Origin of the sequence: Marinovum sp. 2_MG-2023, assembly GCF_030548265.1 — a bacterium.
Classification (GTDB): Bacteria; Pseudomonadota; Alphaproteobacteria; order Rhodobacterales; family Rhodobacteraceae; genus Marinovum.
In genome coordinates this window covers 23,250-37,763 of record NZ_JAUOSD010000024.1, presented here as the reverse complement: position 1 = coordinate 37,763, position 14,514 = coordinate 23,250, and the positions used below count along the sequence as shown (strand labels likewise).

The following is a 14,514-nucleotide window of genomic DNA, read 5'->3' as shown; positions in this document are numbered from 1 at the left end:
GTGGGCAATGACCTGACAGTTGCGAAATCAGACATAGGGAATAGGGGAATGTCATGGCTTCAGTAGAAATCTCCGGGCTTAAAAAGAGCTTTGGTGCGGTGGATGTGATCCACAGCATTGATCTAGAGATCGAAGATGGTGAATTCGTCGCGCTTGTCGGCCCGTCCGGCTGTGGCAAGTCCACGCTTCTGCGGATCATTTCCGGGCTTGAGCCTGCTTCTGGCGGTGAAATTCGGATTGACGGCAATGTGGTCAATCACCTCAACCCGCGCGAACGCAACATCGCGATGGTGTTCCAGAACTATGCGCTTTACCCGCATATGACCGTGGCGAAAAACATGGGGTTCAACCTGAAACTGTCGGGGATGAGCCGTAGCGAAATCGACGAAAAGGTCGAGGGCGTCGCCAAACTGCTGGAGCTTGATAAGTTGCTGGACCGCAAACCCGGGCAGCTTTCGGGGGGGCAGCGCCAGCGGGTTGCCATGGGGCGCGCCATTGTGCGCGATCCGGCGGCGTTCCTGTTTGATGAGCCGCTGTCGAACCTTGATGCCAAATTACGCGTCCAGATGCGGTCTGAAATCAAGACCCTGCACCAGCGGGTCAAGACCACCTCGATCTATGTGACCCACGATCAAATCGAGGCCATGACACTGGCGGATCGGGTGGTCATCCTGAATGGCGGCAATATTGAACAGGCCGGGCGGCCCATCGACCTTTATAACAAGCCCGACAATCTCTTTGTGGCGGCGTTCATCGGCACGCCGTCGATGAACCTGATCGAGGCCACGATTGTCAAAACAGACACCGGTCCGGCGGCGATGTTTGCCTGCGGTCAATCCATCCCGGTGCAAAGCGATCATCCGAAGATGGCCGAGCATGAAAAGGTGATCGTTGGCATGCGACCAGAGCATTTCACGACCGATGCCACCGGCGTGCAACTGACCGGCGCGACCTCGCTGGTCGAACCGACGGGGGCACAGACCCATATCACCTTTGATCTGGCCGGGGCTTCGGCCACTGCGGTGCTGGATGGTGGGGTCGATCTGGCGGTTGGCCAGCCTTTGACGGTGTCCATTGACCCGGCCAAGGTGCATTTCTTTGACAAGGAAACCGGTCATCGCGTCTGACGCTGCCCCTTTTCGCCCCCCCTTTTTACCTGTCCATAGCGGAGGGGCGGCCCCCAACATCGCGGCGCGACAGCGCGCCCACGGCGTCCCGTGCGCCAAACACATAGGAGAGTGAGCCATGCTCAAAGTTCTGATTTCAGGAACCGGATTTGCCGGTCAGGGCCATGCTGACGCCTTTCGCGGGGCCGGGGCCGAGGTTGTCGGCATCGTTGGCCGGACACCCCATGTTGTCACTGAAGTGGCGGAAAAGATGGGCATTCCCTATGCCGGGGTTGATTGGCAAGAGGCGCTTGCGACCTGTAAACCCGACATTGTGTCCATCGCCACGCCGGGCGGCGCCCATTATGAACCGATCAAACAGGCCATTGCCGCAGGCTGTCATGTGTTTTGCGACAAACCGATGACCGATAGCGCGGACACGGCAATCGAGCTGAACGCATTGGCACAGGCAAAAGGCGTGAAAACCGCCTATGCCGCCAGCTTTCGCTATGCGCCCAGCGTGTTGCATGCCAAGCAATTGGTGGCCGAAGGCGCGATTGGCGAACCCACAGAGATCGAGTGCATGTCGCATTTCAATCTGGAACGGAACATTCCCTTTGGCTGGTCGCATCGCAAAAAGGATGGCGGCGGGCGGCTGAACAACAATTTCACCCATACGCTGTCGATTGCCTGTTCTGTTGTTGGCGAAAAGATCCTGTCGATCATCGGCGAAGTGCGCGACGACCTTGGCCGCGCGCCGATTGTCGAAGGTGTGCACAACTTTGCCACCCGGCGCGATTTCATCCCCAAGGATTTGAACGATCCCGACCTGAAATGGGGCGAAAGCGATGTGGAATGGTCCTATACCGTGCTGGCCCAGCTAGAGAGCCCGTTTGCCGAAAAGCCGGTGTCGGTTCTGTTCAAACACGGCGGGCTGGTGCCACGGTTCCACGAAGATCACATCGTGATTTATGGCACAAAAGGCGCGATCTATATCAAGGGCCACTACGGCAGCGGCCAGCTGTCGCATTATGGCGCGGACAAAAGCTGGCAGGAATTGCCCCTGCCAAAGCCGATTGCCGACGCCGTGCCGGATGTGGCGGGCGAGACCGAGCAATGCTGGCATTATCTGGCGCGGGAATTCGTGCGCGATATTTCCGGCGAAACGGTGGAACCCTATCCCACCTTTCAGGAGGGCAGCCAATATCAGCAGATCATCGAATTGATCCGCAGAAATGACAATTGGACGCCTGTCACCGATTTGCGCTGATCCCTGTTGCGGCGCCATCTGGCGGCCAGACCAATTGGCGATCAGCTGTCTGCAAGCGCATCGCCATGGGCCGCCTGCCATTGCTGCAACGCCCCGGCCATCGCGTGGCGACGGTCCTGCTGGGCTGGTGCAAAGGCCAGGTTGACCTGTTCAAACGGGTCCGTATTCAGGTCGAAAAGCTGCTCGGTGGCGGATCCCGGCGTGCATTCGATAGGATCAGGTGCCGGGTTGGCGGATGCGGGATAGTAGCGCACATATTTGTACCGGGCGTCGCGGATCATACGCTGGGACATCCTGTAGATCGCGCCAAATGTGTCGCGCTGGGGCGTGGGGGCATGCGCCGCCAGCGACAGGTTGCCATGATCCTGCGGCGGGGTGATACCCGCAAGATCCAGCACCGTTGCCCGCGTGTCGCCGTGCCAGACCAATGCGTCTGACTGCTGTCCGGCCTCTATGCCCGGACCGGCCAGGATCAGGGGGATGCCAAGGCTGTGTTCGTAGAGGTTCTGCTTGCCCATCAACCCGTGACTGCCAATCCCCAACCCATGGTCCGAGGTGTAGACAACCACCGTGTTTTCCAGCAATCCCTGTGCCTCGGCGGTGGCCAGGATGTCACCAATGGCAGCATCAAGATGGGCAATCATGCCATAATATTCCGCCAGATGGCGGCGCACCGCTTCCGGGCTGCGGGGGTAATCCTCAAGCAATTCGTCGCGCAGCGCGGCTTCGCCATTGTCGAAAGGGTGCAGCGGCAGATAATCGGCGGGCAGGGCGATATCATCCGGGTTTGGCATAAAGGCGGGCGGCGGCGTGCGCGGATCATGCGGCGCGGTAAAGGCCGTATAGAGCAGAAACGGCTCCTCTCCGTCCTGTGTGCGCAGGAAATCCTTGGCAGCTTCGCTGAACAGATCGGTCGAGAATCCGGGCATGTCGGACGTGGTGTCCGACGGAAAGATGCCCTGGGGATCAAATGGCGTTACCGGCACTTTGTCGTGGTCGCACATGCCGCCAAAGAAGATCGCCGACCCCGAACTGAACGACCGCCCGAAAGAATCGCGGTCGTTGTGCCATTTGCCAACGCCATGGGTGCGATATCCTTCGGCGCGCAGCAATTCGGGGAAGGTCGGCATGTCGGACGGAATTTCCAGAAACTGTGGCGGTGTCTCTGATGAGGATGCTTTGCGCGCCTCTTGCGCCCGTCGCAGGGCAAAGACATCCCGGCCCGTCATCAAGGTGGCGCGGGATGGCATACAGACCGCACGATCGAACCCGCCCTGACAATGGGCATTTCGATAAAAAGTCCCGCGTGCCGCAAGCGCATCAAGGTTTGGCGTCGTGACCGCATCACAACCACTCGCCCCAAGCGAGCGGGCGCGATGGTCGTCAGCGATCAGGAAAATGAAATTCGGCCGACGTGTCATTTCGGGAAAGCTCCTGTTTGAATGCCGCGGACATGTGGCAATTACGATGCCGGGCGCGGGCCCGGCGATCTTTATTCGACATCCGTCATGCGGTCAGTTCATTGATCTTCTAGCTGCTCTGCATGGTGGCACAACACCATATGATCACCCTTCAGATTGCGCCATTCCGGAATTTCGCTGCGGCAGCGGTCGGTGGCCAGCGCACAGCGCGGGTGAAAATGACACCCCGTCGGCGGGTTCAGCGGGCTTGGGATTTCGGCCTGCTCGGCGTCGCTGGTGTCTGGTGTGATCCCGCCCTCATGCCGCAAGCGCGGCGCAGACGACAACAAGGTGCGGGTATAGGGATGGCGCGAGTGATCAAAGATCGTGTCGCTATCGGCCAGTTCCACCATGCGCCCAAGATACATCACCCCAACCCGGTCAGAGATATGGCGAACAACCTGAAGGTCATGGGCCACGAACAGCACAGTCAGCCCAAGATCCCGTTGAATGTCTTTCAGAAGATTCACGATCTGAGCCTGAATCGACAGATCCAGCGCCGAAACCGGCTCGTCACAAACCAGGAATTTCGGGTTGAGCGCTAGGGCACGGGCGATGCCGATCCGCTGTCGTTGGCCGCCCGAAAACTGATGCGGATAGCGGCTTGCATGTTCGGGCGCCAACCCGACAAGATCAAGCAGCTCTGCCACCCGCGCCCGCCGCTCTGTTGCGGTCATCTCGGTTGACGTGATCAAAGGTTCCGCAATCACCTGCTCGGCTGTCATGCGTGGGTTAAGCGACCCAAATGGATCCTGAAACACAATCTGCACCTGACGGCGAAACGCCCGCAGCTCCTGGCCTTTGAGTTCCAGCAGCGGTTTGCCGTCGAATGTCACATCGCCCGAGGTCGCATCCAGCAGACGGATAAGCAGGCGGCTGGTCGTGGTCTTGCCACAGCCGCTTTCGCCCACCAGACCAAGGGTTTCGCCCCGGTGGATGTCAAACGCCAGTTTGTCGACCGCCCGGACCACACGGGTTGGCGGGGTGAAAGGCAGCAAAGGTTTGTTTGCAAAATGCTTCGAAAGACTGCGAATGCGAAACATCGGCTCTGCGGTGATGGGGGTCTGATCTGTCATTTGCGTCATTCCGTCTTGAAATCGATATGGCGGTAGCAGGCAGATTCGTGCCCCGCCGCCAGCGCATAGCGCGGCGGCGGCACATGCCGGCACACCTCTTGCACATGGGCGCAGCGGGTTGAAAAACGACAGCCTTTTGGAAAGCGGTTCGGTGTCGGCACCTGGCCTTCGATCGTGGGCAGTCGTTCCATTCGATCTTCGAGCCCATAGGCGCAGCGCATCAAGCCCTCGGTATAGGGATGGGCCGGGGTCGAAAACACGGCCTCGGCTGTGCCGCATTCCGCCAGCCGCCCGGCATACATCACCTGAACCCGGCGCACGAAATTCGACACCAGCGCAAGATCGTGGCTGATGAACATCACCGCGACGCCGGTTTCCTTTTGCAGGCGGGCCAAAAGCCGCATGATCTGCAACTGGATTGTCGCATCCAATGCCGTTGTCGGCTCGTCCGCGATGATAAGGCGCGGATTACAGCACAGCGCCATGGCAATCATCACCCGTTGGCGCATCCCGCCCGACATCTGATGGGGATAATCATCAAACCGGTCCGCAGGCGAGGGGATGCCAACCTGGCCGAACAATTCGATCACCCGTGCGCGGGCGGCCTTTGGCGACAGGCCCTCGTGACGGCGCAGCACCTCGACCAATTGGGCGCCGGTGGTGAAAACAGGGTTCAACGCGGTTGAAGGTTCCTGAAACACCATCGCCAGCTCTTTGCCGCGCAGGCGTTGCATGTCGCGCTGTGACAGCGATTGGATCTCTTTGCCGTCAAACAGGATCGTGCCGCTTGTGATTTTCAACGCCTTGGGCAGCAGGCCCATGATCGCAAGGGCGATCATGCTTTTGCCGCTGCCGGATTCACCCACGATCCCAAAGGGTTCGTTTGGTTGGACGGAAAAGCTGACCCCATCCACGATATCAATTTTTGCGGCCGTTGATCCGATCGAGATCGTCAGGTCACGGACTTCCAGAAGTGGTTTCGACATCAGCTCAGGCCCTTCAATCGCGGATCAAGTTGGTCACGCAACCCATCACCGACCAGGTTCAATGACATGACAGTCAGGAAGATGGCGATGCCGGGAAACAGGGTGATCCAGGGTGCGGAATACAGATAGGTGCGCCCATCCGCGATGATGTTGCCCCAGGTTGGCGAGGGCGGCGGCGGCCCGACCCCGATAAAGCTGAGAGCAGCTTCGGCCAGAACGGCATCGGCAAAGACAAATGTCATCTGCACAATCACCGGCGCGAGCGCATTGGGGATCAGGTGGTACAGAATGATCCTGAGATTGCTGGCCCCACTGGCGCGGGCCGCTTCGACAAATTGCTGCTGCGCCAATGTCAGAACAGAGGCCCGCACGATCCGTGCCGTCCGGGGGGCATATGCGATCCCCAGCGCCAACACCACGTTCACAACCCCCGGTCCCAGGACCGCGGCCAGCGCAATGGCCAGCAACAGGGTCGGAAAGGCCTCTCCGGCATCCATCACCCGCATGAAGATATTGTCCAGTTTCGGAAAGAAGCCCGCGATCGCGCCGATGATGATGCCCAGGACCATTGTGATGATGACCACGAACAAACCGATCAACAGCGACACATGCGCCCCTTCAAGCACCCGCGTCATGACGTCCCGGCCGAAACTGTCCGTGCCCGCCAAATGGGTCAGGCTGGGCGCCTTGAACCGGTCCATAAGGGACGTATCCTCGGCGCCATATGGCATGATGAACGGGCCGATCAGTGCCGCCAGCACAATGAAGGTCAGAACTGAGCCGCCAATGATCAGGATTTTGTTGGCCGAGGCCAGTTTGCGAAGCCACGAGGTCCGTGCAGCCGTGATTGCGGGGCGGGATGTGGTCAGATCAGTCATAGCGCACCCTTGGGTCCAGCCAGGAATACAGAATATCCACCAGCAAATTGATAAAAACGAACGAGAATGCGATGACGACAAGCCCGCCCTGAAGCACGGGGTAATCACGCCGCGTGATCGCGTGCAGCATCAGCCGCCCCAACCCGTTCAGCGAAAAGATTGCCTCGATCACGATGGCGCCCGCCATGGTTAGCGAAAACGTGATGCCAATCACCGTAAGGATCGGAATCATCGCGTTTTTCAGCGCGTGCTTGCCGATCACTTCGCTGCGATACATGCCTTTGGCGTGGGCGGTGCGGACATAATCCTGGCCCAGCTGTTCCAGCATCACCGACCGCGTAAACCGCGAGATCAGGCCCATCGTGGCGGTGCCAAGCGTGATGGCGGGCAGGGTCATGGCGTGCAGCCATCCGAAAAAGGAGTCTGACAGCGGGACATAGCCACCGGGCGGGAACCAGCCCAGACCGACCGAGAACACCAGAATGGCGATCAGCCCGAACCAGAAATTCGGGACCGACACCCCAATCAGAGAAATGGACATCACCAGCCCATCCACCCAGGTCCGGTGAAAAACTGCGGCCAGCGTGCCGATCAGGATGCCAAAGAAAGAGGCAAAAACGATCGACAGAAACGCCAGCGACAGCGTGACGGGAAGCCGTTCGATGATCGCCTCGGACACTGGGCGTTTGAGGATATAGGAATAGCCCAGATCCCCATGCGCAAGCCCGGTGACCCATTCGCCCAGCCGGATCGGCCAGGGCGCGTTCAGCCCCAGTTGTTCGCGGACAAATTCCACCTCTTCAACAGAGGCGTCCTGTCCGGCGATAACCGAAGCGCCATCGCCGGGCACCAGCATGATGATCAGGAATGCGATCACGCTGACAACAAGCAGCACCGGTATGGCACTTAATATTCGTTTGATGATGTATCTTATCATTGGCTTTCCTCGGCCCTGGCAGCCTGTGATGCGGACTGCGGGCCCATTGGATTGTTCTCGGATGCAATTGTGCGGACGGTGTCCATCAGGAATTGCAACCCGGGTGCGATTGCCCGTTCCTTGCGCCAGATCATGCCGGTTCCGCGCGGCTTCCCAAGAGTTTGCTCAGACAGAACGACGATTTCCCCGTTGCGCACGGCGGGCGAATCCCCTGGCTCGAAGGCCAGCAGATTTGAATTTTTGACCATTTCGACCATCAGATATTTCTGATGTGTTTCCAATGCGATGTTGGGTCTTGGCAGGCCCAGTTGCGCGGCGGTCTTGATCAGCCAGGCATAGGGCAGGTCGGTGTTGATCGCCTCGCCGATGATCCAGCTGTATTCAAGCATCTGTTCGATGGTGGGGCGGCTGTCCTGCATCGACAGCGGGTGATCCCGGCGCGCCACGATGCGCAAACGGTCGCGGATCAATTCTTCTGCGACCAGATCCTCGCTCAGCGGGATGGTCATCGACACAAAGGCCAGATCGACCTGTCCGGCGACAAGCTGATCGACAAGCTCCGGCACGCTGCCGGTGACGACACTGAATGACAGGTTGGGGCGCGCCGCGTGAACGGTGTGCAGAATCCGTGGCATCAGATCGTGAATCCAGGTCTGGCCGGCGCCGATACGGAAATGGCCGCTTTCGCCTTTGCGCATCGACAGCGCGGTGGCCAGTAGATCATTGGTTTCGCGTTCGATGACCTGGGCGAATTCCAGGAAAAGCCGCCCAAAAGGCGTCAGCGACGTGCCTTGCGGACCGCGATCAAACAGGGCGACGCCAAATTCGTCTTCGATCCGTTGCACAATCTTGCTGAGGGCCGGCTGGCCGATTCCGATCCGTTCGGAGGCCAGCGAAATACGGCCGGTTTCGGCAATTTCGCGCACCATCCTGGCGTGTCGCGTTTCCATGAACAAAGGCCCTCCCTGCCTGATCTGCACACCAATCCTAGGCAGGCGCTACATTCCGATCAATGGCTATTTCGCAAACTCATCATTCCAATATGGAATGTCATGGTCTCGACCTTGTCGTTGCGCGATGGGCAAACAAAGTGTTGGTTTGAGGTAGAAAAACCGCAGGACCTTGGGAGGAAACCATGCATTACCATCAACGATTCGGACTTGCTTTGGCGATTGGCGCGGGGCTGTCGATGACAGCGCCCTTGTCGGCCTCAGCGCAGACACCGGTGGACGGCGGCGAATTGATTATCGCCAGCGCCGGCAGCCTCGGCGAGCTTGACCCGCACGCGTCGACCAGCGGCGAAACCCGCGATATTGCGTCTCATATCTTTGAAAGTGTCATCACGATTGACGAGACCGGCAATATCATCCCGCAGCTGGCCGAAAGCTTTGAAGCGGCGCCGGATGCCATGAGCTATACCTTCCATATCCGCGATGGGGTGCCGTTCCATTCGGGTGATATTCTGGACGTCGATGATGTGATCGCATCCTGGCAGCGCATGAAGGATTACGGCATCGACCGTGGCATCATGGGGCTGGTCGAGTCGTTCGAACGGGTTGATGACGACACCGTCACGGTTCACATGGAACGCGCCTATCCGACCTTTCTTGAAAACCTCAGCTCGCCTCGGGTGATCGTTGGCATCATGCCGCAAGAGATCGCCGCATTGCCAAAGGACGCGTTCGAACCCATTGGCACCGGCCCGTTCAAATTCGTCGAATGGGTGCCCGACAGCCATATTACGCTGGATAAATTTGCCGATTACGTGCCCAGCCCCGACTTTGACGGGCCGTCAGGTTTTGGTGGGCATCGCACCGCCTATGTCGACCGCGTGACCTTTCGCAATGTCCCCGAACAGGGATCGCGTCTGGCGGGGATTTTGACCGGCGACTATCACATTGCCAACCAGATCGCGCAAACCGATGTGCCCCGGATTGACGCCAGCGGCGAAGCCAAGGCCATGGCGATGTTGCCCTGGATGATGCTGCATCAGACGTTCAATGTGTCCAGCGCACCGGGCGAAGACATCAATTTCCGTCGTGCGGTCCAGATCGGGCTCGACCTTGAAACGCTGCTCGATTTTGCCACTGGCGGCAATTATCAGCTTGGCCATGGCTGGCAATACGAAGGGTTTCCCTATTATTCCGAGGTCGGCAAAGACACGTATAATGTCGGCGACAAAGAGCGCGCCGCAGAGCTTCTGGCCGCGAGCAGCTATGACGGCGAAACGGTTCGTATCCTTGTCACCAGCGACCAGCAGGTCACCCGTGACTATGCAATCGCGCTGGCCGATCAGCTTGGTAAAATGGGGATCAAATCCCAGATCATGGGCGTCGATACCGCGACCTGGACGGCCTTGCTTGGTCAAAAGGACAAATGGGAAATCGTGGTTGGCGGATTTGGACTTGCCCCCTCGATCGGCCCCTTCGGGATGCTGCGCCACTTCTCCGGGGAAAACAACCTGCAGGGCTATATGGACCCCGCGCTGGAAGATGCCGCAGACCGCACCCGCACCGGGCTGAGCTTTGAAGACCGCAAACAGGGGTTCGAAGACTATCAGGCAGGTGTGTTGAACAACGCCTATGCGATCCGGGTTGGTGCAACCGGCGTCTATAACGCCGTCCGCAACGAGGCCCATGGCTATCGGCCCTACCGCGTGCTGCGGGCCTGGGACGTCTGGATCGATCCCAAAGGCTGATCCCCCCACACAATCAACGCTAAGTGCCGACACAAGGTCGGCACTTAGGACATCTTACCGAGAGCGGAGCTATGCCTGTGACATCCACGACCCAAACTCAAGACATGGTGCTGATCGTCGGAGATCATCATCGCGCCGATTTTCTGGGCAGCGCCGGGAACGTGCTGGTCCACACACCCAATCTTGATGCGCTGGCGGCGTCTGGGGCCTCTTTTGAGCGGGCGGTGACCGTTTATCCGGCGGCGGCACCGGCGATGACGGCGCTGTTGTCGGGCGCTTACCCGGATGCGTCTGCTTCTGCATCTGACACAGCCACGCTGGCCAACAGCCCGCTTGGCATATCGCTGAAGGCGGCGGGATACTCACTCTGCCAGATCGACCCGACCGACAGCCTTGCGGCGACCACATCCGCGGCGGCCGATCTTTTGGCGCAACCCGGAACCGGCCCGCGGGCGGTCCTGATCCAGCTGCCGCCGATCTGGTCGTTTGAGGACATTGAACAGACCTGTTTCACCCCGTACCGTGGGAACGGCGTGCCCATGGCCAGCTATTTTGCCGCCGTGACGGCCTATGACGATGCCATCGGCAAGATGCTGACTGCGCTTGATAGAAGCGGCCGGCGCGACAGCACGGTTGTGGTCTATACATCGCTGAGCGGCGAACAGTACAAATACCGCGACTTCGTGAACCACGCGAATACCTGCCACGACGATTCAATTCGCGTGCCACTTCTGATTTCTGCCCCCGGAATGATTGCTGCGGGCAAAACAAGTGACGCGCTTGTCGGATCGCATGACATTTCGCCCACGCTGGCCGCCCTGGCGGGCACCACGATTTCCGGCGCGCAGGGGCGTGATCTCTTGCCGCTGTTGATGGACGACACCGCCGCATCCGATTGGCGCAAGCTTATCTATCTGCACAACACGTTTCTGCGCCATATCGACGTCATGTTCGAAGACGGAATGGCCGATTTTGCAATTTTCCCTGATTGGGAACAGCGCGCAATCTGGGATGGGCGGCACAAGCTGATCCTGAGCGCCGATGGCGGCGAATGCCGGTTGTACGACCTGCTGATCGACCCCGAAGAAGAGTTCAATCTCTTTGGTCTGCCCAACCCATCCCCGCAGGGTCTGACGGACCAATTCGCCAGCCGCCGTGACCAGATCGAAGTCATGGCCGCAACATTGCGTGACACCGCCACTGAATTGGGTGATGCGCTTGGGGTCAGGCTTGCGGATTTGGTCATCGCGCAACCGGCCTACGGAACCCGACCGCAGGGCGACCGCATTTAGGCCCACGCGCCGACCAACACACCAAAAATTTGAATTGGAGACTGACATGGGCAAGCGACCTAACATTATCCTTTTGTTCAGCGATCAGCAACGCGCAGACACTCTGCCCTGCTACGGAAATACCTTCGTCGAAGCCCCCTATCTGGATACCATGGCCAAATCCGGCACGGTGTTCAGCGATTGCCGCACCGTTTTCCCGGTTTGCACACCTGCGCGGACGTCGATGTGGACAGGGCTCTATCCCCATGCCCATACCGTGATCCGCAATGCCTATGGCATCGACGATCTGTTGTCGGACCGTGGCCTGCTGGATCAAAGCGTGTTCACCCTGCTGCAAAACGGCGGCTATGAATGTGCCTATTACGGCAAATGGCATCTTGGGGTGCGCAACCCCGGCCCGTTTGACGTGTTCGAGGCCTTTAACTCCTGGGGTGGTCACTGGGTCGACAGCAAACAGAACGTACAAGGCGGGACATGGGTGCCGGATCGCGACACCGATGCGATGATTGACTGGTTCCGCACCCGTGATCGCAGCAAGCCCTTTGCCAGTGTCATTTCCTGGTATCCGCCGCATGATCCGTTTTCCTCGCCGCTTGATACGATGGACAAATACCGCCGGATGAAGGTGCCGTTCCCGGGCTATTATGGTTCTGTCACGGCGTTGGATCGCTGCGTTGGCCGGATCTTTGCTGCCTTGGAAGAAAGCGGTGAAGCGGACAACACCATTGTCATCTATTATTCCGACCATGGAGAGCATTTCCACCTGCGTGATGGCACCACCAGCAAATTCATGTGTACCGAGGAAAGCGTGCATGTGCCGTTCCTGATTTCGGGGCCGGGCGTGCCCGAGGGCCAGGTCTGTGATGCCTTTATCGGCATGCAGGATCTTATGCCGACAATGCTCGACTATGCCGAAATAGAGGCCCCGGCGCATCTGCATGGGCGCAGCATCCGGGGATTGCTGGAGGGCACCGCAACGGATTGGCGCGACAGCTATTATATCGAGAATGAGACATTCGATATTCTGTCTTCCAGCAAAGGCGGGTTGAAACCCCGGTTGGAGGAACGCGGATTGTGCAGCCGCACGCACAAGCTGATCCTGAGTGAGAGGGCAGAAAACCCGCGTCTGTTCGATCTGCGCAGCGATCCCGAGGAAAGGGTCAATCTGTTGGTGCCGGGTGCCCGCCCGCCCCAGGAATTCGACGGTTTGCTGGACCAGATCCAGGCCCAGGCCGAAGAATTGGATGACGCCAAGGGGATCGAGATCATCGCCGCGAACAAGGCCGTGCTGGTGCCGGAATTCGCCTGATCCCCCACTGACCTGGAGAGACGCCAATGCAGCCTGCAAATACCATCGTCATCATGGCGGATGAATTCCGGCGCGATGCCATGGGGTGTGCCGGACATCCGATTGTTCAAACGCCCCATCTTGATGCATTGGCGGCGCGGGGCACGCGGTTTACCGCCGCCTATACGCCCAGCCCGATCTGTGTGCCCGCCCGCGCGGCTTTTGCCACCGGGCGGCAGGTGCATGAGATCGGCACATGGTGCAACGCGCATCCCTATTCCGGCAATATCGAAAGCTGGCACCACAGAGTGCGCGCCGCAGGCCACCACGTGCGATCCATCGGCAAACTGCATTTTCGCGGCGGGCCGGAGGATGACACCGGCTTTTCCGCGTCCGATATTCCGATGAATGTGGTGGGCGGCGTTGGCGATGCGCTTGGGCTTGTAAGGGATGAGATCATTCCGCGCGGCGCAACGGACAAGCTGGCCGCGATGGCGGGCCCGGGCGAGTCCGATTATACCGCCTATGATCGCGATATCCTGACACATTGTCGGCAATGGCTGGACGAAGAGGCCCAGAAACAGGACCGCCCCTGGGTGCTGTTCGTGTCGTTTGTCTGTCCGCATTATCCGCTGACGGCGCCACAGGAGTTCTATGATCTTTATGATCGGCCGGACCTTCCGATGCCCAAACTCTATGCCGAACAGGACCGGCCACACCATCCGTTCCTGTCCGATTTTGCGGGTTGCGTCGATTATGATGCCCATTTCAAATCCGAGGCCGACGTCCGGCGTGCCATTGCCGGATACTATGGGCTGTGCAGCTTTATCGATTCACAGGTCGGCGCGATTGTCGAGGCGGTCGAAAACGCCGGTCTGACCGAGACCACCCGCGTCGCATTCACCAGCGACCACGGAGAGAGCCTTGGCGCGCGCGGGATGTGGGGCAAGAGCAATATGTACGAAGAAAGCGCCGGTATCCCGTTGATCGTTGCCGGCCCTTCGGTGCCCGAAGCCACGGTCGAGCACGCGCCAAGATCCCTGATTGATCTTTCCCGCTTTGTGCTGACCTCTGCCGGGTTGCCCGGTGACGGGTTCGGCACGATGGATCTGTTCTCGGATGAACAGGAACCTGTGATCTCTGAATATCACGCAACCGGGTCGTTAAGCGGGGCCTGGATGGTGCGGCACAAGAACTGGAAATATGTCCATTACGCACTTTATGCGCCGCAGCTGTTCGACCTTGGGGCTGATCCAGAAGAATTGACAGACCTTGCGTCTGACCCCGCCTATGCCGAGGTTTTGAATATCTGTCGCGGGCTTCTGGAGGCGCGGCTTGACCCGCAGGCCGTGCATGATCGGGCGCTTGCAGATCAGGGTAAGCGGCTGGCAGAGCTTGGCGGGCGGGATGCCGTCGTCAAACGCGGTGATTTCGGCTTTTCGCCGCCGCCGGGGGTCGATCCGGCCTTTAGCTAGGGCGATGGGCCGGGGGTTTGGCCCGTCCATTGCTTTGGCATTTGGACC

General features: G+C 59.2%; 12 protein-coding genes. 6 read left to right on the top strand and 6 right to left on the bottom strand.

Going from position 1 to position 14,514, the window contains the following annotated elements:
• Positions 1-53 precede the first annotated feature (53 nt).
• Positions 54-1,127 carry an ABC transporter ATP-binding protein gene (locus Q4577_RS19750; protein WP_303472163.1) on the top strand — a complete coding sequence of 358 codons (1,074 nt, stop codon included), beginning with the start codon at positions 54-56 and terminating at the stop codon, positions 1,125-1,127.
• A 118-nt stretch (positions 1,128-1,245) separates the two neighbouring features.
• Positions 1,246-2,376, top strand: a complete 1,131-nt coding sequence (locus Q4577_RS19745; protein WP_303472161.1) for a Gfo/Idh/MocA family protein — start codon at positions 1,246-1,248, stop codon at positions 2,374-2,376.
• Positions 2,377-2,417: 41 nt separating this feature from the next.
• On the opposite strand, the gene Q4577_RS19740 is transcribed toward Q4577_RS19745, so the two are convergent.
• The 6 genes from Q4577_RS19740 to Q4577_RS19715 all read right to left on the bottom strand — a co-directional run bounded on the left by Q4577_RS19740 (position 2,418) and on the right by Q4577_RS19715 (position 8,663).
• Positions 2,418-3,797 (bottom strand): sulfatase-like hydrolase/transferase, encoded by a 1,380-nt coding sequence (locus Q4577_RS19740; RefSeq protein ID WP_303472159.1) that lies wholly within the window; start codon positions 3,795-3,797, stop codon positions 2,418-2,420.
• 98 nt (positions 3,798-3,895) lie between these two features.
• Complete coding sequence (locus Q4577_RS19735) at positions 3,896-4,912, bottom strand: ABC transporter ATP-binding protein (protein ID WP_303472157.1); 1,017 nt, start codon at positions 4,910-4,912, stop codon at positions 3,896-3,898.
• Positions 4,913-4,917: 5 nt separating this feature from the next.
• Positions 4,918-5,898 carry an ABC transporter ATP-binding protein gene (locus Q4577_RS19730; protein WP_244691233.1) on the bottom strand — a complete coding sequence of 327 codons (981 nt, stop codon included), beginning with the start codon at positions 5,896-5,898 and terminating at the stop codon, positions 4,918-4,920.
• Complete coding sequence (locus tag Q4577_RS19725) at positions 5,898-6,776, bottom strand: ABC transporter permease (RefSeq protein WP_244691234.1); 879 nt, start codon at positions 6,774-6,776, stop codon at positions 5,898-5,900. Before Q4577_RS19725 ends, Q4577_RS19730 begins: the two co-directional genes overlap by 1 nt.
• Complete coding sequence (locus Q4577_RS19720) at positions 6,769-7,713, bottom strand: ABC transporter permease (protein WP_244691235.1); 945 nt, start codon at positions 7,711-7,713, stop codon at positions 6,769-6,771. The genes Q4577_RS19725 and Q4577_RS19720 overlap by 8 nt, the downstream gene beginning before the upstream one ends.
• A complete protein-coding gene (locus Q4577_RS19715; RefSeq protein ID WP_303472153.1) occupies positions 7,710-8,663 on the bottom strand; it encodes a LysR family transcriptional regulator in 954 nt (317 codons plus the stop codon). Before Q4577_RS19715 ends, Q4577_RS19720 begins: the two co-directional genes overlap by 4 nt.
• Positions 8,664-8,848: 185 nt before the next feature.
• On the opposite strand from Q4577_RS19715, the gene Q4577_RS19710 reads away from it, so the two are divergent.
• From Q4577_RS19710 to Q4577_RS19695, 4 genes are all read left to right on the top strand, one after another.
• Complete coding sequence (locus Q4577_RS19710; RefSeq protein WP_303472151.1) at positions 8,849-10,411, top strand: ABC transporter substrate-binding protein; 1,563 nt, start codon at positions 8,849-8,851, stop codon at positions 10,409-10,411.
• A 71-nt stretch (positions 10,412-10,482) separates the two neighbouring features.
• Positions 10,483-11,703 carry a sulfatase gene (locus Q4577_RS19705; protein ID WP_303472149.1) on the top strand — a complete coding sequence of 407 codons (1,221 nt, stop codon included), beginning with the start codon at positions 10,483-10,485 and terminating at the stop codon, positions 11,701-11,703.
• Between the two features lie 46 nt (positions 11,704-11,749).
• Complete coding sequence (locus tag Q4577_RS19700) at positions 11,750-13,012, top strand: sulfatase (RefSeq protein WP_303472147.1); 1,263 nt, start codon at positions 11,750-11,752, stop codon at positions 13,010-13,012.
• Positions 13,013-13,038: 26 nt separating this feature from the next.
• Positions 13,039-14,466: a sulfatase-like hydrolase/transferase gene (locus Q4577_RS19695; protein WP_303472146.1), complete on the top strand. Its 1,428-nt coding sequence runs from the start codon at positions 13,039-13,041 to the stop codon at positions 14,464-14,466.
• Positions 14,467-14,514 lie beyond the last annotated feature (48 nt).